Consider the following 18,089-nt stretch of genomic DNA (forward strand, 5'->3'; position numbering starts at 1 on the left):
GCAGCTCCTACAGGGGAATGCATTCCAGATGGCAGGAGTGAGCCTGCTGCAATCAGCTCTGCTTGTAGCCGCGCACTTCATCCACCCCACGGTTGGCCAATTGGTCAGCCCGTTCGTTACCGTGATGACCAATGTGCCCGCGCACCCACTTCCAGGTGACCTTGTGGCGGTTGACCTGCTCATCCAGCTCTTTCCACAGGTCAGCGTTTTTCACCGGTTCTTTCGCCGCCGTCTTCCAGCCACGTTTCTTCCAGTTGGCCATCCACTCGTTGATGCCCTTCATCACGTACTGCGAGTCGGTCACCAGCAGCACTTCGCAAGGACGCTTCAGGGCTTCAAGGCCACGGATGGCGCCGAGCAGTTCCATGCGGTTGTTGGTGGTGTTGGCTTCACCGCCCCACAATTCCTTTTCCACGCCCTTGCACACCAGCAAGGCGCCCCAGCCGCCCGGGCCGGGGTTACCCTTGCAGGCGCCGTCGGTGAACAGTTCTACGCTATCGACGCTTTCGCTCATGCCACTCTATCCAGAAAAATGCCTGGCCCCGTCGATCGCGGATCGACGATGGCCGCGGCCGGAGCACGTCCGGCCACTATAAAAAGAAGGTTTACGGTTCGATCCGACGGCGGTTGACCTTGGCCATCGGCAGCGGAATCAGCTTGCCCATCGGCTCGCGACGCTCCTGACGCACCGGACGCAGGCCGACCACGATCTTGCGCGCGACCAGTAAATAGAAGCCACCGCCCGACAGTTGCCAGTCGCCGGCCTTGCGTTCCCAGCCGGCCAGTCGGGCCTGCCACTTGGGCGATGCAAGCGGCGGACGATAGCACCCGAAGCGGCGTTTCTCCAGCGCAAACCCCAGCAGGTTGAGCCAGTCGGCAACCCGCGACGGCGAGATACAGCGCGCCTGACGCAAGGCGTCGTGGGCGAAAACATGGCGCAGGCCCCAGGTGCTCCACGGGTTGATGCCGATGATCAGCAGATGCCCGCCGGGGCGTACGCTGCTCGCCGCTTCACGCAGCAAACCGTGGGGCGACAGGCAGAAATCCAGACCGTGCTGCAACACCACCACGTCAGCAGCATGCTCGCTCAACGGCCAGGCCTGTTCCTCGCAGACGATCTCGACCCCCGGCAACGGCGCGCCGAGCCGCACATTGCGCTGCACCTGCGGCGCCGACGGCGGGGTCTGCGCCGACGGCCCGTAATGCACCAGATAGCCGCCGAAGAACCGCCCCAACTCGTCTTCGAGCATGCGTCGTTCTTCATCCAGCAGAAATTGCCCGAGGGGACCTGCCAGCCACTCACGGGCCGCGCCGATCAACGCCAGCCAGTCGGGATCGGCCTGAGCGAACGCTTTATCGGTCATGTCATTCTCCAACGCCGCTAGAAGCTCTAAGATGCGCCAATGTTTTCCGCTTGGCGAATTCCGACGATGATACAGATCAGTGCCCTGCCCGCGTTCACCGACAACTACATCTGGTTGTTACAGGATCACCGCACCCAGCGCTGCGCCGTGGTCGACCCGGGCGATGCCGCGCCGGTGCAGGCCTGGCTGACCGCACATCCGGGCTGGGTGCTGAGCGACATTCTGATCACCCATCATCACCACGATCACGTCGGCGGCGTCGAACGCCTGAAAGCCGTGAGCGGCGCCACAGTCTACGGCCCGGCCAGCGAAAACATCCCGGGGCGCGATGTGGCGCTCAAGGACAACGACACGGTCAGCGTCCTAGGCTGGGACTTCGATGTCTATGCGGTGCCCGGTCACACCCTCGGCCACATTGCCTATTACCACCACGGCCTGCTGTTTTGCGGTGACACCCTGTTCGCCGCCGGTTGCGGGCGTCTGTTCGAAGGCACGCCGCAACAGATGCACCACTCGCTCAGCCGGCTCGCCGCGTTACCCGAGGATACGCTGGTGTATTGCACCCATGAATACACCTTGAGCAACCTGAAGTTTGCCGCCGCGGTCGAACCGAGCAACCCGGACATTGCCGCCCGTCTGGAAAAAGTCACTCAACAACGGGAAAAAGGCGTGATGACCCTGCCCTCGACCCTGGCCCTGGAAAAGCTCACCAATCCGTTTCTGCGCACCTCTGAAACATTAGTTACACAAAAAGTGGACGAACGGGCAGGCGCTCAAAACCGGGCGCCGAGTGAGGTTTTTGCGGCTCTGCGGGCCTGGAAAGATAAATTCTAAGTGACTCGCCCCCTGGTACAAAAATTCTGAATGGTTGACCGCAGGGGGTGCGCTTTCTAGAATCGCCCGACATTTTTGCCCGGAACTTACTTCCAGCCAATGTCGTCATCCATACGTAAGTCCGTCAATTCAGACACGTTGACCCGCCTGGCCCAAGCCATTGCGGTGGCTGTGTCCGCCACATTGGCGGGCTGTTCCAGCCATGCTCCGCAGACTGAAGCGACCCATACGCCGAACATTGCTGCACGAGCCAAGCAGAAACCGATCTGGCTGAGCGAAAAGCCCAGCCCGCAAGTGCCTCAGGACATCTGGGAGCGCATGCGCGGTGGTTTCCAGCTGCAGGACGGCCTGGGCGTCAACCCGCGCATCGAGCAACAGCGCCTGTGGTTCGCCAGCAACCCCTCTTTTCTCGAGAATGCCGGCGAACGCGGCAGTCTCTACATTCATTACATCGTCGAGCGTCTCGAAGAGCGCAATATGCCGCTGGAACTGGCCCTGCTGCCAGTGATCGAGAGCGCCTACAACCCGATGGCCTACTCTCGCGCCGACGCCTCGGGCCTGTGGCAATTCATCCCGTCCACCGGTCGTTACTACAACCTGCGCCAGACCCGCTTCTATGATGGCCGTCGCGATATCACCGCCTCGACCACCGCCGCGATGGACTACCTGACTCGTCTGCACGACATGTTCAACGGTGACTGGCTGCTGGCCCTGGCGGCCTATAACGCCGGTGAAGGTACGGTGAGCCGCGCCATCGAGCGCAACGAGAAGCTCGGCCTGCCGACCGATTACTGGAACCTGTCGTCGTTGCCGGCGGAAACCCAGGCCTACGTGCCGAAACTGCTGGCCCTGTCGCAAGTGGTGCTGGCCCCGGAAGCCTACGGGGTGAACCTCAACCCGATCGCCAACGAACCGTATTTCCAGGTCGTCGAAATCAACCAGCGCATGGACCTGTCGAAGGTCGCGGCGGTGGCCAACATCGACGAAGACGAACTGTTCCAGCTCAACCCGGCCTTCAAACAACGCACCACCATCGACGGCCCGCAGCATCTGCTGGTGCCGACGTCCAAGGCGCAACTGCTGACCGCCAGTCTGCAGACCATGCGGCCTGAAGAACTGATCAGCCCCCGTTCGCTGAAACCGGTATTCGACGGTGCCGACCCGACCGAGGTGGCAACGCTCAAGCGCGCCTATCGGGTCAAACGCGGCGACAACCTCGGCTCCATCGCCAAGGCCAACAAGGTCGAAGTCAAGGACCTGCAGCGCTGGAACAAGCTGACCGGCAAAAACCTCAAGGTCGGCCAGACCCTGGTGATGCAGGACACCACCAAGCGCGCCCCGGCGCGCAGCAGTGGCCGGGTCAACACGGTGATTGCCGCCAACAGCAAGACCAAAGGCAAGGCCGACAGCCAGCAGCAGACCCAGTACAAGGTCAAGCGTGGCGACACCCTGTACGTGGTGGCCAAGCGTTTCAACGTCGAGATGCAGCATCTCAAGCGCTGGAACCCGGGCGCCGGCAAGGCCCTCAAGCCTGGGCAGATGCTCACGGTTTACCAGCCGCACTGACAGAAGAGCCCCTGAAATTCAGGGGCTTTTTTTTATTACCAGAATATTGTCCCTGATGGATTCCTTGTGGTGAGGGGATTTATCCCCGATGGGGGCCCTGCCTTCCAAAATCCACGGGGACTGCTGCGCAGTCCATCGGGGATAAATCCCCTCGCTACAATGCAAACCGGGCAAGCATTGCACGCCGATTAACAGCCCATTAACCCGCTATCTTTTTCCTGTCCAGACAAGCTGTTACTGTACGGCCCACAAAGCCCAAGCCGCCTGGATCGGATCTGACTTGAAGCGTCCCCTCCTCCTGCTCCTGATCAGCCTGGCCTTGAGCTCACCCGCAAGCGCGACGATTACCGAGAGTCACGGTTATGCGCAGTTCGGCACGCTCAAGTACCCGGCCAGATTTACCCACTTCGACTGGGTCAACCCGCAAGCGCCCAAGGGCGGTACGTTGCGGGTGATGGCGTTCGGCACCTTCGATACGGTCAACCCGTACACCTTCAAGGGCACCAGCCCGGTCACCACGCCGAATTTCCTGCAGTACGGCATCAATGAGCTGAACGAGCCGCTGATGGTCGGCACCGGCCAGTATTCGCCGTCCGGTGACGAGCCGGCATCAAGCTATGGCCTGATCGCGCAATCGGTGGAGTACAGCGAAGATCGCAGCTGGGTGGTGTTCAATCTGCGCCCGGAAGCGCGCTTCCACGACGGCACCCAGATCACCGCCTACGACGTGGCGTTCTCCTACCGAACACTGCTCAAGGACGGCCACCCGCTGTACCGCACCGCCCTGCAGGAAGTCTCACGGGTCGACATCCTCAACCCGCAGCGCATTCGTTTCGTGATGAAACGCTCGGGCAATCCGTTATTGATTCTGCGCCTCGGTGAGCTGCCGGTGCTGCCGCAGCATTACTGGAAGGATCGCGACTTCAAGGCCACCACCTTCGAGCCACCGCTGGGCAGTGGCCCGTACCGCATCACCTCGGTAACGCCGGGGCGGCAGCTGATTTTCGAGCGGGTCAAGGATTACTGGGGCAAGGACCTGCCGGTCAATCGCGGCAAGTACAACTTCGATCGCATGGAAGTCGAGTTCTACCGCGACAGCGACGTGGCCTTCGAGGCGTTCAAGGCCGGCGAGTTCGACATCTACATCGAGCATCAGGCGAAGAACTGGGCCAACGGCTACAACTTCCCGGCGGTGCGCCGTGGCGACGTGATCAAGGCGCAGATCCCGCATCAGATCCCGACCCAGAGCCAGGGCCTGTTCATGAACACCCGACGCGCGACCTTCAGTGACGTCAAGGTGCGCGAAGCGCTGGGTCTGATGTTCGACTTCGAGTGGACCAACCGCGCGCTGTTCAGCGACGCCTACCAGCGCACCACCAGCTACTACCCCAACAGCGAATTCAGTGCCAACGGCCTGCCGGTCGGGCACGAATGGCTGATGCTCAAGCCATACAAGGATCAGTTACCGGCGAAGCTGTTCACCGAGCCGTTCACGTTGCCGCAGACCGATGGCCGTGGCATCCCGCGAGAGACCATGCGCAAGGCCCTGGCGCTGCTCGCCGAGGCCGGCTGGAAGCTCAACGGCCAGCGCCTGCAAAACGCTGCCGGGCAGCCGCTGAGCTTCGAACTGTTGCTGGTCAACCCGAACCTTGAGCGGATCCTCCAGCCATATATCGAAAACCTCAACAGCATCGGCATCGACGCGCGCCTGCGCACGGTGGATCGCGCCCAGTACAAACAGCGCCTGGACCAGTTCGATTTCGACATGATCCTGATGACCCTCAACCAGACCCTCAGCCCGGGTCTGGAGCAATGGCAGTACTTCCATTCCAGTCAGGTCGGGGTCAAGGGCAGCAAAAACTACGCGGGCATCGCCAACCCGGTGGTCGATCACCTGCTCGAACAATTGCTCGCCGCGCAAACCCGCGACGAACAGGTCGCCGCCGGCAAGGCGCTGGACCGCGTGCTGCTGTGGCAGCACTACAGCATTCCCAACTGGTACCTCAATTATCACCGACTGGCCTACCGCAACCGGTTGGCTTTCGTCACCACGCCGCCCTATACCCTGGGCCTGAGCGCGTGGTGGCTGAAATCTTCGGAGAACAATAAATGACGCCCATCCGCGCCCTGCTCCTGCAGGCCAGCGGTCTGCTGTTCGCCGGGCTGGCGATTGCCGCCCCGCAACACGCCGTGACCCTGTACAACGAGCCGCCGAAATACCCGGCGGACTTCAAGCAGTTCGATTACGTGAACCCCGACGCGCCCAAGGGCGGGATCTTCCGCCAGGCCGGATTCGGCGGCTTCGACAGCCTCAACCCATTCATCAGCAAAGGCGTGCCGGCCGATGACGTCGGGCAGATCTACGACACCCTGACCAAGCACAGCCTCGACGAACCGTTCACCGAATACGGCCTGATCGCCGCGAAGATCGAGAAAGCCGCGGACAACAGCTGGGTGCGTTTCTACCTGCGCCCGGAAGCGCGTTTTCACGACGGCCATCCGGTGCGCGCCGAAGACGTGGTGTTCAGCTTCCAGACCCTGACCAAGGACGGTTCGCCGCTGTTTCGCGGCTACTACAGCGACGTCGAAGAGGCCATCGCCGAAGACCCGCTCAAGGTGCTGTTCAAGTTCAAGCACACCAACAATCGCGAGTTGCCGCTGATCCTCGGCCAGTTGCCGGTGCTGCCGAAACATTGGTGGGCCAATCGCGATTTCACCAAGGGCAATCTGGAAATCCCGCTGGGCAGCGGCCCGTACAAGATCGCCGAAGTGAAGGCCGGGCGCTCGGTGCGCTATGAGCGGGTCAAGGACTATTGGGGCAAGGATTTGCCGGTCAATCGCGGCTTCTACAACTTCGACGTGATGACCACCGATTACTACCGCGACAACACCGTCGCCGTCGAAGCGCTGAAGGCCGGGCAGTTCGATTACTGGCTGGAAATGACCGCGAAGAACTGGGCCAACGCCTACAACATTCCGGCGGTCACCGAAGGTCGGCTGATCAAGGAACAGATCGCCAACAGCAACCCGACCGGCATGCAGGGCTTCGTTTTCAATTTGCGCCGTCCAGTGTTTCAGGATGTGCGGGTGCGGCAGGCGCTCGGCCTGTTGTTCGATTTCGAGTGGACCAACAAACAGCTGTTCAACGGTGCCTACTTCCGCACCCGCAGCTATTTCGAGAATTCGGAAATGGCCGCCACCGGCCTGCCCGACGCCGAACAACGGGCGATCCTCGAACCGTTCCGCAGCAAACTCCCGGCGCAGGTGTTCAGCGAAGCCTTCGAGACCCCCCAGACCGACGCCAGCGGCATGATCCGCGCCCAGCAGCGCGAGGCCTATCAACTGCTGCAAGAGGCCGGCTGGAAGATTGTCGACGACAAAATGGTCGACGCCAGCGGCAAACCGGTGGTCATCGAGTTCCTCCTCGCGCAGACCGAATTCGAACGCGTACTGCTGCCGTTCAAACGCAATCTGGCCGACCTTGGCATCGATCTGGTGATCCGCCGCGTCGACGTTTCGCAATACATCAACCGCGTGCGCTCACGGGACTTCGACATGATGGTCGGCAGCTTCCCGCAATCCAATTCGCCGGGCAACGAGCAGCGCGAATTCTGGATGAGCGCGGCCGCCGACAAACCGAGCAGCCGCAACACCATGGGCCTGAAGGATCCGATTGTCGATCAACTGGTGGAAAGCCTGATCAACGCCGATTCACGCAGCAGCCTGGTGGCGCATGCCCGGGCGCTGGATCGGGTGCTGCAATGGGGCTACTACGTGGTCCCCAACTGGCACATCAAGACCTGGCGTGTGGCTTACTGGAACCACATCGGTCACCCGAAAGTCTCGCCCAAATACGACATCGGGATTAACACCTGGTGGGTCAAGCCTGACGCGAAACCCGCCATAGAAGTCGAAACCAAACTGCAAGCCGACCCTGTGGGCACGGAGTAATCAGATGCTGGCGTATATTTTTCGGCGACTGCTGCTGATCATCCCGACCCTGTTCGGCATTCTGCTGATCAATTTCGTGATCATTCAGGCCGCGCCCGGCGGCCCGGTGGAGCAGATGATCGCCAAGCTTGAAGGCTTCGAAGGCGCCACCAGCCGCATCGCCGGTGGCGGCGCCGAAGTCTCGGTGGCCGGCTCCGCCTACCGCGGCGCGCAAGGTCTGGACCCGGCGCTGATCAAGGAAATCGAGCACATGTACGGGTTCGACAAATCGGCCCCGGAACGCCTGTGGATCATGGTCAAGAACTACGCGAAGCTGGACTTCGGCGACAGCTTCTTCCGTGACGCCAAGGTCATCGACCTGATCAAGGAAAAGATGCCGGTGTCGATCTCGCTCGGGCTGTGGAGCACGCTGATCATGTACCTGGTGTCGATCCCGCTGGGGATCGCCAAGGCCACGCGGCACGGCAGCCACTTCGACGTGTGGACCAGTTCGGCGATCATCATCGGCTACGCGATTCCGGCGTTCCTCTTTGCGATTCTGCTGATCGTGGTGTTTGCCGGCGGCAGTTATCTGGACTGGTTCCCGCTACGCGGCCTGACCTCGAACAACTTCGATCAACTCAGCCTTGGCGGCAAGGTCCTCGATTACTTCTGGCACCTGGCACTGCCGGTGACGGCGCTGGTGATCGGCAACTTCGCGACCATGACCCTGCTGACCAAAAACAGCTTTCTCGACGAGATCAACAAGCAGTACGTGGTCACCGCCAAGGCCAAGGGCCTGACGCGCAATCGCGTGCTCTACGGCCATGTGTTCCGCAACGCCATGCTGCTGGTGATTGCCGGGTTCCCTTCCGCGTTCATCGGCATTTTCTTCACCGGCTCGTTGCTGGTGGAGGTGATCTTCTCCCTCGACGGCCTGGGCCTGATGAGTTTCGAAGCGGCGATCAACCGCGATTACCCGGTGGTGTTCGGCACCCTGTTCATCTTCACCCTGCTGGGGCTGGTGGTGAAACTGATCGGCGACCTCACCTACACCCTGGTCGATCCGCGTATCGACTTCGCCAGCCGGGAGCATTGAGATGAACCTGTCCCCGCTCAACCGCCGCCGGTTCGAACTGTTCAAAGCCAACAAGCGAGGCTGGTGGTCGCTGTGGCTGTTCCTGATTCTGTTCGGCCTGAGCCTCGGTGCCGAGCTGATCGCCAACGACAAGCCGCTCGTGGTGCATTACGACAACAACTGGTACTTCCCGGCGATCAAGCGCTACCCGGAAACCACTTTCGGCGGCGAATTCCCGCTGGAAGCCAACTACAAGAGCCCGTATATCCGCGAACTGCTCAAGGCCAAGGATGCGTGGGTGTTGTGGGCGCCGATCCCCTACAGCTACCAGAGCATCAATTACGACCTGAAAGTCCCGGCCCCGGCCCCGCCCTCGGCGGACAACCTGCTGGGCACCGACGATCAGGGCCGCGATGTGCTGGCGCGGGTGATTTACGGCTTCCGCATTTCCGTGTTGTTTGCCCTCACGCTGACGGTACTCAGCTCGATCATCGGCGTGATTGCCGGCGCGCTGCAGGGTTTCTATGGCGGTTGGGTCGATCTGGCCGGGCAGCGCTTTCTGGAAATCTGGTCGGGGCTGCCGGTGCTGTACCTGCTGATCATTCTCGCCAGTTTCGTCCAGCCGAATTTCTGGTGGCTGCTGGGGATCATGCTGCTGTTTTCATGGATGAGCCTGGTCGATGTGGTGCGCGCCGAGTTCCTGCGTGGGCGCAACCTCGAATACGTGCGTGCGGCGCGGGCGCTGGGCATGCAGAACGGCGCGATCATGTTCCGCCACATCCTGCCCAACGCGATGGTCTCGACCATGACCTTCATGCCGTTCATTCTTACCGGCGCCATCGGCACCCTGACCGCGCTGGATTTCCTCGGTTTCGGTTTGCCGGCCGGCAGCCCGTCGCTGGGTGAACTGGTGGCCCAGGGCAAGTCCAACTTGCAGGCACCGTGGCTGGGCATCAGCGCGTTCGCGGTGCTGGCGCTGATGTTGAGTTTGCTGGTGTATATCGGCGAGTCCGCTCGCGATGCCTTCGACCCGAGGAAGTGAAATGAATCAGGACAATCTGATCGAAGTGCGCGACCTCGCCGTCGAGTTCGGCATGAATGAGCGAGTCCACCGGGTGGTCGAGGGCGTGAGCTTCGACATCAAGCGCGGCGAAACCCTGGCGCTGGTCGGTGAATCCGGCTCGGGCAAATCGGTGACCGCGCACTCGATCCTGCGCCTGCTGCCTTATCCGCTGGCCCGGCATCCGGCCGGCAGCATCAACTATGCCGGGCAGAATCTGCTGGGGCTGAGCGAAAAGACCATTCGCCACATCCGCGGCAACCGCATCGCAATGATCTTTCAGGAACCAATGACCTCGCTCAACCCGCTGCACTCGATCGAGAAGCAGATCAACGAGGTGTTGGGCATCCACAAGGGCCTGAGCGGCAAAGTCGCGACCAAGCGCACGCTGGAGCTGCTGGAGATGGTCGGCATTCCCGAGCCGCACAAACGCCTCAAGGCCCTGCCCCACGAATTGTCCGGCGGCCAGCGCCAGCGGGTGATGATCGCCATGGCGTTGGCCAACGAGCCGGAACTGCTGATCGCCGACGAGCCGACCACCGCACTGGACGTGACCGTTCAGCTGAAAATCCTCGATTTGCTCAAGGAACTTCAGGCTCGATTGGGCATGTCGCTGTTACTGATCAGTCATGATTTGAACCTGGTGCGAAGAATTGCGCATCGCGTATGTGTCATGCAGCGCGGTTGCATCGTCGAACAGGCATCGTGCGCAGAGCTGTTCCGTTCGCCGCAGCATCCGTACACTCGGGAATTGCTCGGCGCGGAGCCCAGCGGAGGCCCGGCGAGCAATAAAATCGGGGCGCCGCTGCTCGAAGTCGAGAACCTGAAAGTCTGGTTCCCGATCAAGAAAGGCCTGCTCAAACGCACGGTGGACTACGTCAAGGCAGTGAACGGCATCAATTTCAGCCTGCCTCAGGGACAGACTCTGGGGATCGTGGGGGAAAGCGGTTCCGGCAAATCCACGCTGGGTCTGGCGATTTTGCGGCTGATCGGCAGCAAAGGCGCGATCCGCTTTGAGGGCAAGCAGCTAGACTGCCTGACGCAGAACGAGGTTCGCCCGTTGCGGCGGGAGATGCAGGTGGTGTTTCAGGACCCGTTCGGCAGCCTGAGCCCGCGAATGTGCGTCAGCGACATCGTTGGCGAAGGCCTGCGGATTCACAAGATGGGCACCGCGACCGAGCAGGAAGCGGCGATTATTGCGGCATTGAAGGAGGTAGGTCTGGATCCGGAAACCCGGCACCGCTACCCCCACGAATTTTCCGGTGGGCAACGGCAACGTATCGCCATTGCCCGGGCTTTGGTGCTGAAACCGGCGCTGATCCTGCTGGACGAGCCGACGTCGGCGCTCGACCGCACGGTGCAGCGGCAAGTGGTGGAGCTGTTGCGTTCACTGCAAGCCAAGTACAACCTGACGTATTTGTTCATCAGCCATGACCTGGCTGTCGTCAAAGCGCTGAGCCACCAGCTGATGGTGGTCAAGCATGGCCAAGTGGTCGAACAGGGAGACGCGCAAGCAATCTTTGCCGCTCCCAAACATTCGTATACACAGCAGTTGCTGGAAGCCGCTTTTCTGGCACCAGCCACTGCGCAATAACCTGAAAGAGGAGCAACACATGGGTTTTCTCGCCGGTAAGCGCGTACTGATCGTCGGTGTCGCCAGCAAGCTGTCCATCGCATCCGGCATCGCTGCCGCCATGCATCGCGAGGGCGCTGAGCTTGCCTTCACTTATCAGAACGACAAACTCAAGGGTCGCGTTGAAGAGTTCGCACAGGGCTGGGGTTCGAGCCCTGAGCTGTGCTTCCCGTGCGACGTGGCCAGCGATGAAGAAATCGCCAAGGTCTTCGAAGAACTGAGCAAGAAGTGGGACGGCCTGGACTGCATCGTGCACTCCGTCGGCTTCGCCCCGGGCGACCAACTGGACGGCGACTTCACCGAAGCCACCACCCGTGAAGGTTTCCGCATCGCTCACGACATCAGCGCCTACAGCTTCGTGGCCCTGGCCAAGGCTGGTCGCGAAATGATGAAAGGCCGCAACGGCAGCCTGCTGACCCTGTCGTACCTGGGCGCCGAACGCACCATGCCGAACTACAACGTGATGGGTATGGCCAAGGCTTCGCTGGAAGCCGGCGTACGTTACCTGGCCGGTTCCCTGGGCCCGGACGGCACCCGCGTCAACTGCGTATCGGCTGGCCCGATCCGTACCCTGGCCGCCTCGGGCATCAAGAACTTCCGCAAAATGCTGGCCGCCAACGAAGCGCAAACCCCACTGCGCCGCAACGTCACCATCGAAGAAGTCGGCAACGCCGGCGCCTTCCTGTGCTCCGACCTGGCGTCGGGCATCAGCGGTGAAATCATGTACGTGGACGGCGGCTTCAACACCACCGCCATGGGCAACATCGAAGAGTAATTTTCGCGCTGCCGATAAAAAGCCCGCCAATTGGCGGGCTTTTTCATGCCTGCGATTCCAGGCAACGGGCGAACAACTGCTGAATCGGCTGGCTGCGCTGGCTGTAACGCTGCAACAGCACCATCTCGCGATAGAACGTCAACTCACCCAATTCGATCACCCTCACCCTCAACGGGTGCTCCAGCCACAATCCGGCTCTTGGCAGCAACGAAACCCCAAGCCCGCACTCGACCATTTTCACAATCGCTTCCAGCTCATCCAGCTCCAGCGCTACGTGGACGTCTATCCGCTGCTCACGCAGAAACCGCGACACCAGTCGTCCGCCAAACGAATTGCGGTCGTAGCGCACCTGAGAGTATTCGGCCAGCAGTTGCAGCGGATCATCGCCCTCGACCGTTGTCGGCACGATCAGAACGAAGGGTTCGCGACGAATCACCTGCGCCGACAGCTCCTTGGGAAATTCGAACGGCGGCTTGATCATGATCGCCAGATCGACTTCCCCGGCATCCACCTGACTCAACAGGTTCAGCGACACCCCCGGCACCAGTTTCGGCTCCACGCCCGGTGCCTGCTGACGCAAGCGCAACAACGCCTGAGGCAGCATCCCGGTCTGTGCGGTGGCCACGGCACCGATTCTCAGCTCGCCGCGAAACTCGCTGACCTCCTCGCTCTCGCCCATGCGGTTGAAAATCGCGAGCATTTCCTGCGCCATCGGCACGGCGCGTTGCCCGGCCGGATTGAGCGTCGCCTGACGACCGGTGCGGTCGAACAGGCGAATACCCAAGGCCTGTTCGAGATTGCGGATCTGCGCGCTGACTGCAGACTGCGTCAAGCCGATGTGCAGCCCGGCAGCGGCAAACGTGCCATGGCGCGCCACCGCGAGAAAGGTCTTCAGTTCACGCAGCATGCGCACCTCGACTGATCGAAATAATTTGAGCTCGGCGCAAAAAATATCGTCTTTCAATCACCTTTCACAGCACTAGACTCAAACAACTTCCCCTTGATTGAGAATTCCCCATGCAGCTCAACCCTTTTCATCTGGCCATCCCCGTCTATGACCTGGCCGCCGCACGGCATTTTTACCGCGAAGTCTTCGGGCTGGAGGAAGGTCGTTCCAGCGCACACTGGGTCGACTTCAACTTCTTCGGCCATCAACTGGTGATTCATCTGGCGCCGAAAAACGCTGCACATGAAGCCGCCCACACCAATGCCGTGGACGGGCATGACGTGCCGGTGCCGCATTTCGGGGTGGTGCTGGGGATGGCGCAATGGCAGGCGCTGGCCGAACGCCTGACGTCGTTGGGCACGCGATTTGTGATTGAGCCGGGGATTCGCTTTCAGGGCCTGGTGGGCGAACAGGCGACGATGTTTCTGTTCGACCCGTGTGGCAATGCGCTGGAGTTCAAGGCGTTCAAGGATATCGGACAGTTGTTTGCCAAATAAAAGTGTGGCGCCTTACCGGACGCTATCGCTGGCAAGCCAGCGCCCACAAGGTTCTGCGGTGTGGCTGGATTTTGTGAGCACCCGCGAAATCTGTGGGAGCTGGCTTGCCGGCGATGAGGCCCGAATCAGCGCCGTTTCAACGCCTGCTTGTGCGCATACATCGCCTCGTCAGCATCCGCCAACAGCCGATCCACCGTGTCATGGCGTTGTGGATCGTATTCGATCTGGCCGACGCTGAAGCGGATGTCGTAGCCGCGTTGCAACATCGTATTGCGCTCGTCGAGGATATCCTTGAGCCGCGCCATGATCGCCGTGGTTTCGACGTGACTGGAGCCGGTCAGCAGCGCCACGAACTCGTCACCGCCCAAGCGCCCGACCACGTCGCTCTCGCGAAAAGCGATGCGCAGCACGTCGGCGAAGGTCTTCAGCGCACTGTCGCCTTCGGCATGCCCATAGTGATCATTGATGTGTTTGAAGTCATTGAGATCGAAAAACAGCAGCGTCGCCGGTTTGTCCCGGTGCTTGCAGGCCTCCAGCGCATACTGAGCAAGGGCCTTGAAGCCACGGCGGTTGGACAGCAGCGTCAGCTCGTCCATGTTCGCCATCTGCACCGCCATCAATTCCTGCTCGGCCATGCCAGCCAGATCGCGCAACAGCCCGCGCTCCTCGTCATCGAGCTCGCGCGGCCTGGTGTCGATCAGGCACAGCGTGCCCATCTTGTTGCCGTTGGGCACGGTCAGCGGGTAGCCCGCGTAAAAACGGATGTTCGGCTCGCCGGTCACCAGTGGATTGTCATGAAAGCGTTTGTCTTGCTTGGCATCCGGCACCAGCAGCAATTCATCCTGAAGAATCGCGTGCCCACAGAACGACACATCCCGCGGGGTTTCGTTGACGTCGAGGCCGACGCACGACTTGAACCATTGCCGATCCTTGTCGACCAGCGTGACCAACGCAATCGGCACGTTGAACAGCCGTTTGGCCAGACGCGTCAAACGGTCGAAACGTTCTTCGGGTGCAGAGTCCAGGACGTTCAGTCCGTGCAATGCCTGGATTCGCACAGCTTCATTGGCAGGTTTGATCGGGGCCAGCATCACGCACTCCATCAGGGTCAACGACCGTTAGAGTAGCTTGAATCGCCAGCGACTCACACACTCAGCCGCCCGCCACCGGGCACGGCCCGCCGGCATCGGCCCAAAGCTTGAACTGGGCCACAAAAATGTCATGCGGCACTGGCACCGGCGTGCGCCCGGCTCCGGGATTCCAGCCCCACAGCACCAGTTTGTCGTCGCTGACATGTTTGATCAGCGCGGCAAAATCACGGTCGCCGTTGCTGGAACGATCCTTGATCATCGCGCACAACTTGTCCGGCGGCAGGCCAATCCAGGCCATCTTGTGCGCCGCCGGTGGCAGGCTCCAGTGCGGCGCCCCCGGAGGCGCATGCGGGCCATAACTGTCCGGCGGGTTGCGCTCGGCATGACAGGTGGCGCAAGGCAAACCGGCGGCACCCTTGCCGTCCATGCCGCGCACGACATTCATCGCGTGCGGTTTGCCGGCATCGAATTGCAGCGGCGAGTCGCCGGGAATGTGGCAGTTCTGGCAACGCGGGCTCTGGAACACCTTCTGCACCGTGCCGAACGCCTTGAGCGCCTCCTGATCATCGGCGAACAGGTCCGAAGCATAGCCGCCCAGCCCGAGCAGAATCACCGTGCCCAATAGCAGATGTCGTTTCATCTCACACCCCCGACAGTTGCAGCGGCAGTTCACGCAAACGTTGCCCGGTCAGTGCATACACCGCGTTGGCCACCGCCGGCGCGGTGGGCGGAACCCCCGCCTCACCGATGCCCCCGGGCTTGTCGCTGCTGGGCACGATATGCACTTCGACCAGCGGCATCTCATTGAGGCGCAGCACCTGATAGTCGTGATAATTGGATTGCACCACCGCGCCGTCCTTGACCGTCAGCTTGCTGTGCAGCGCCATGCCCAGGCCAAAGGTGATGCACGATTCCATCTGCGCCGCGATGCTCTGCGGATTGACCGCGATCCCGCAATCCACCGCACACACCACGCGGTGCACGCGGATCGCCAGATTGTCCTGGGAGACCTCGGCCACCTGCGCCACATAACTGCCGAACGACTCGTGCACCGCCACGCCCAGCGCATGCCCGTCCGGCAATGGCGCTGTCCAGTTGGCCTTCTCCACCGCCAGATTCAGCACGCCGAGATGGCGCGCATGATCCTTGAGCAACGTTCGCCGGTATTCCACCGGGTCCTTGCCGGCCGCCGTGGCCATTTCATCGATCAGCGACTCCATGACGAACGCGGTGTGGCTGTGCCCCACCGAACGCAGCCACAACACATTGATCCCGGTCTGCGGCGAATGCAGTTCAACCTGTTGATGGGCCAGGCCCTTGATATACGGGCTGTCGGCCACGCCTTCGACCGAGGTTGCGTCGATACCGTTCTTGACCATGGTCTGTTCGAGCATGGTGCCGGCCATGATCGATTGACCGACCAGCACATGCTGCCAGCTCAACGGCATGCCCTGCCCGTCGAGGCCGATGCGCGCCTGATGCAGGAACATCGAGCGGTAATAACCGCCGCGAATATCATCCTCACGGGACCACACGGTTTTCACCGGCATCCCGGCAGCTTTCGCCACTTGCACGGCTTCAGCGACGAAGTCCGAAGTCGGATTGGCCCGGCGCCCGAAACCGCCGCCCAGAAACTCGGTGTGAATCTCCACCTGCTCCGGTTTGAGCCCGGTGATCTTGCCGGCGACCATCTGGTCGAGGGTCTGGAATTGCGTGCCGGTCCAGATTTCGCACTTGTCGGCGCTGATCTTCACCGTGCAGTTGAGCGGTTCCATCGGTGCATGCGCCAGATACGGCACGCTGTACTCGACGTCGATTTTCTTCGCCGCTTTATTGAAGGTGCCCTGCGGATCCCCGGCCTGACTGGCGGAAGTGCCCGGTGTCGCTGCCAGTTTGCGGAAACTGTCGAGCAGGCCCTGACTGCTCAGGTCAGCGTGCGGCCCAAGTTCCCAATCGACCTTCAACGCATCGCGACCAAGTTTCGCCGCCCAATAATGCTCGGCGATCACCGCCACGCCCGTCGGCACCTGCACCACTTTGTGCACGCCGGGCACCGCCAGCGCCTCGGCGCCCTCGAAGGATTTGACCGTGGCACCGAACACCGGCGCCCGCGCGACCATCGCCGTCATCAAGCCGTCGAACTGCACGTCCATACCGAACTTGGCGCGCCCGGTGATTTTCTCCGGGGTGTCGAGGCGTTTGGTCGGTTTGCCGATGACCTTCCAGTCCTTGGCCTCCTTGAAGGTGATTGACTTCGGATCCGGCACTGGCAGTTGCCCGGCAGCGTCCGCCAGTTCGCCGTACGTCGCGCGTTTATCGCCGGCAATCACTACGCCCGATTCGGTGCGAATCGTCGACGCAGCGACGTTGAAGCGCTTGGCCGCCGCTTCCACCAGCATCTGCCGCGCCGTGGCCCCGGCCAGCCGGTAACGGTCGAACTCCATCCAGGTCGAAGTCGAGCCGCCGGTAATCTGCATTCCGCCAAATGCCGGCATGCCGTAATTGGCCGCCGAGGCCGGCGAGTGTTCGACGCGGATCGTCGACCAATCGGCGTCCAGTTCTTCGGCGATCAACATGGTCAGGCCAGTCCAGATGCCTTGGCCCATTTCCGAATGCCCGAGCAACACCGTCACGCTGTTGTCGGCGGCGATACGCAAAAACGCATTCGGCGCGAAGACCTTGCCTTCATTCTCCGCTGCCCGCGCAAACCGATGGGCACCGGGCACGACAAACGCCACCACCAGACCGCCACCCAGCACGGCACTGCCCTTGAGAAAGCCGCGACGCGATACAGGACTGTTCATCGTCTATCTCCCAATCAGCCAATTTCGGCCGCACGTTTCACTGCTGCGCGGATTCGCGGATAGGTGCCGCAGCGGCAAATGTTGCCGGAGAGCGCCTGATCGATATCGCTGTCGGTAGGTTTGGGGATTTTCGCAAGCAGCGCGGCGGCAGACATGATCTGCCCGGACTGACAGTAACCGCATTGCACCACGTCGAGTTCGGCCCAGGCTTGCTGCACCGGGTGCGAGCCGTCGGTGGACAGGCCTTCGATGGTGAGGATTTTCTGACCGTTGGCCACGGCAGTGGCGGGCGTGATACAGGCACGCAACGGTGCCCCATCAACGTGTACGGTGCAGGCACCGCACTGGGCCATGCCACAGCCGAATTTGGTACCGGTCAGGTGCGCCACATCACGCAGGACCCAGAGCAGCGGCATGTCTGCCGGCACATCGAGTTCCTGATCCTTGCCATTGATATTCAAGGTCAGCATCGGGGATTTTCCTCAGACTCACGGTGTTCTGAAGGGGCGTC

Annotated in this window: 16 protein-coding genes; 9 read left to right on the forward strand and 7 right to left on the reverse strand. The window is 61.4% G+C overall.

Annotated features, from left to right (window positions below; all coding sequences use genetic code 11):
* Positions 1–52: 52 nt before the first annotated feature.
* Positions 53–514, reverse strand: coding sequence for a ribonuclease HI (gene rnhA / locus ACTJKS_RS23265; protein WP_003224162.1), 462 nt, complete (start codon positions 512–514; stop codon positions 53–55).
* Between the two features lie 91 nt (positions 515–605).
* Positions 606–1,364, reverse strand: a complete 759-nt coding sequence (locus ACTJKS_RS23270; RefSeq protein WP_003224159.1) for a methyltransferase domain-containing protein — start codon at positions 1,362–1,364, stop codon at positions 606–608.
* A 66-nt stretch (positions 1,365–1,430) separates the two neighbouring features.
* Here ACTJKS_RS23270 and gloB point away from each other — a divergent pair, with 66 nt between their 5' ends.
* From gloB to fabI, 8 genes are all read left to right on the forward strand, one after another.
* Entirely contained in the window at positions 1,431–2,198 is a 768-nt protein-coding gene (gene gloB, locus ACTJKS_RS23275; protein ID WP_108184405.1) for a hydroxyacylglutathione hydrolase, read from the forward strand.
* A 99-nt stretch (positions 2,199–2,297) separates the two neighbouring features.
* On the forward strand, positions 2,298–3,764 hold the full coding sequence (locus ACTJKS_RS23280; protein ID WP_108182949.1) for a LysM peptidoglycan-binding domain-containing protein: 1,467 nt from the start codon (positions 2,298–2,300) through the stop codon (positions 3,762–3,764).
* 280 nt (positions 3,765–4,044) lie between these two features.
* The gene (locus ACTJKS_RS23285; RefSeq protein WP_222019088.1) at positions 4,045–5,877 is read left to right on the forward strand and encodes an extracellular solute-binding protein; all 1,833 of its coding nucleotides are present in this window, start codon (positions 4,045–4,047) and stop codon (positions 5,875–5,877) included.
* Positions 5,874–7,715, forward strand: a complete 1,842-nt coding sequence (locus ACTJKS_RS23290; RefSeq protein WP_262948555.1) for an extracellular solute-binding protein — start codon at positions 5,874–5,876, stop codon at positions 7,713–7,715. The genes ACTJKS_RS23285 and ACTJKS_RS23290 overlap by 4 nt, the downstream gene beginning before the upstream one ends.
* A gap of 4 nt (positions 7,716–7,719) precedes the next feature.
* A complete protein-coding gene (locus ACTJKS_RS23295) occupies positions 7,720–8,793 on the forward strand; it encodes a microcin C ABC transporter permease YejB (protein WP_041067287.1) in 1,074 nt (357 codons plus the stop codon).
* Position 8,794: 1 nt separating this feature from the next.
* Positions 8,795–9,814: an ABC transporter permease gene (locus ACTJKS_RS23300; RefSeq protein WP_262948552.1), complete on the forward strand. Its 1,020-nt coding sequence runs from the start codon at positions 8,795–8,797 to the stop codon at positions 9,812–9,814.
* Position 9,815: 1 nt separating this feature from the next.
* Positions 9,816–11,426, forward strand: a complete 1,611-nt coding sequence (locus ACTJKS_RS23305; RefSeq protein ID WP_262948551.1) for an ABC transporter ATP-binding protein — start codon at positions 9,816–9,818, stop codon at positions 11,424–11,426.
* Positions 11,427–11,445: 19 nt separating this feature from the next.
* Entirely contained in the window at positions 11,446–12,240 is a 795-nt protein-coding gene (gene fabI, locus ACTJKS_RS23310) for an enoyl-ACP reductase FabI (RefSeq protein ID WP_003202751.1), read from the forward strand.
* 43 nt (positions 12,241–12,283) lie between these two features.
* Here the strand turns inward: fabI and ACTJKS_RS23315 are convergent, their stop codons facing one another.
* Positions 12,284–13,147 carry a LysR family transcriptional regulator gene (locus ACTJKS_RS23315; protein ID WP_440829013.1) on the reverse strand — a complete coding sequence of 288 codons (864 nt, stop codon included), beginning with the start codon at positions 13,145–13,147 and terminating at the stop codon, positions 12,284–12,286.
* Between the two features lie 110 nt (positions 13,148–13,257).
* Between ACTJKS_RS23315 and ACTJKS_RS23320 the strand changes: the two genes are divergently transcribed.
* Positions 13,258–13,683: a VOC family protein gene (locus tag ACTJKS_RS23320; RefSeq protein WP_108182954.1), complete on the forward strand. Its 426-nt coding sequence runs from the start codon at positions 13,258–13,260 to the stop codon at positions 13,681–13,683.
* A 125-nt stretch (positions 13,684–13,808) separates the two neighbouring features.
* Here ACTJKS_RS23320 and ACTJKS_RS23325 read toward each other — a convergent pair whose 3' ends face one another.
* From ACTJKS_RS23325 to ACTJKS_RS23340, 4 genes are all read right to left on the reverse strand, one after another.
* Complete coding sequence (locus tag ACTJKS_RS23325; RefSeq protein WP_108182955.1) at positions 13,809–14,774, reverse strand: sensor domain-containing diguanylate cyclase; 966 nt, start codon at positions 14,772–14,774, stop codon at positions 13,809–13,811.
* 61 nt (positions 14,775–14,835) lie between these two features.
* Entirely contained in the window at positions 14,836–15,414 is a 579-nt protein-coding gene (locus ACTJKS_RS23330) for a hypothetical protein (protein ID WP_108182956.1), read from the reverse strand.
* Position 15,415: 1 nt separating this feature from the next.
* A complete protein-coding gene (locus ACTJKS_RS23335) occupies positions 15,416–17,578 on the reverse strand; it encodes a xanthine dehydrogenase family protein molybdopterin-binding subunit (protein WP_108182957.1) in 2,163 nt (720 codons plus the stop codon).
* Positions 17,579–17,592: 14 nt separating this feature from the next.
* Positions 17,593–18,048 (reverse strand): (2Fe-2S)-binding protein, encoded by a 456-nt coding sequence (locus ACTJKS_RS23340; protein ID WP_025111491.1) that lies wholly within the window; start codon positions 18,046–18,048, stop codon positions 17,593–17,595.
* Between the last annotated feature and the right edge of the window lie 41 nt (positions 18,049–18,089).

Origin of the sequence: Pseudomonas sp. 22189 (assembly GCF_052045635.1) — a bacterium.
Lineage (GTDB): Bacteria > Pseudomonadota > Gammaproteobacteria > Pseudomonadales > Pseudomonadaceae > Aquipseudomonas > Aquipseudomonas parakoreensis.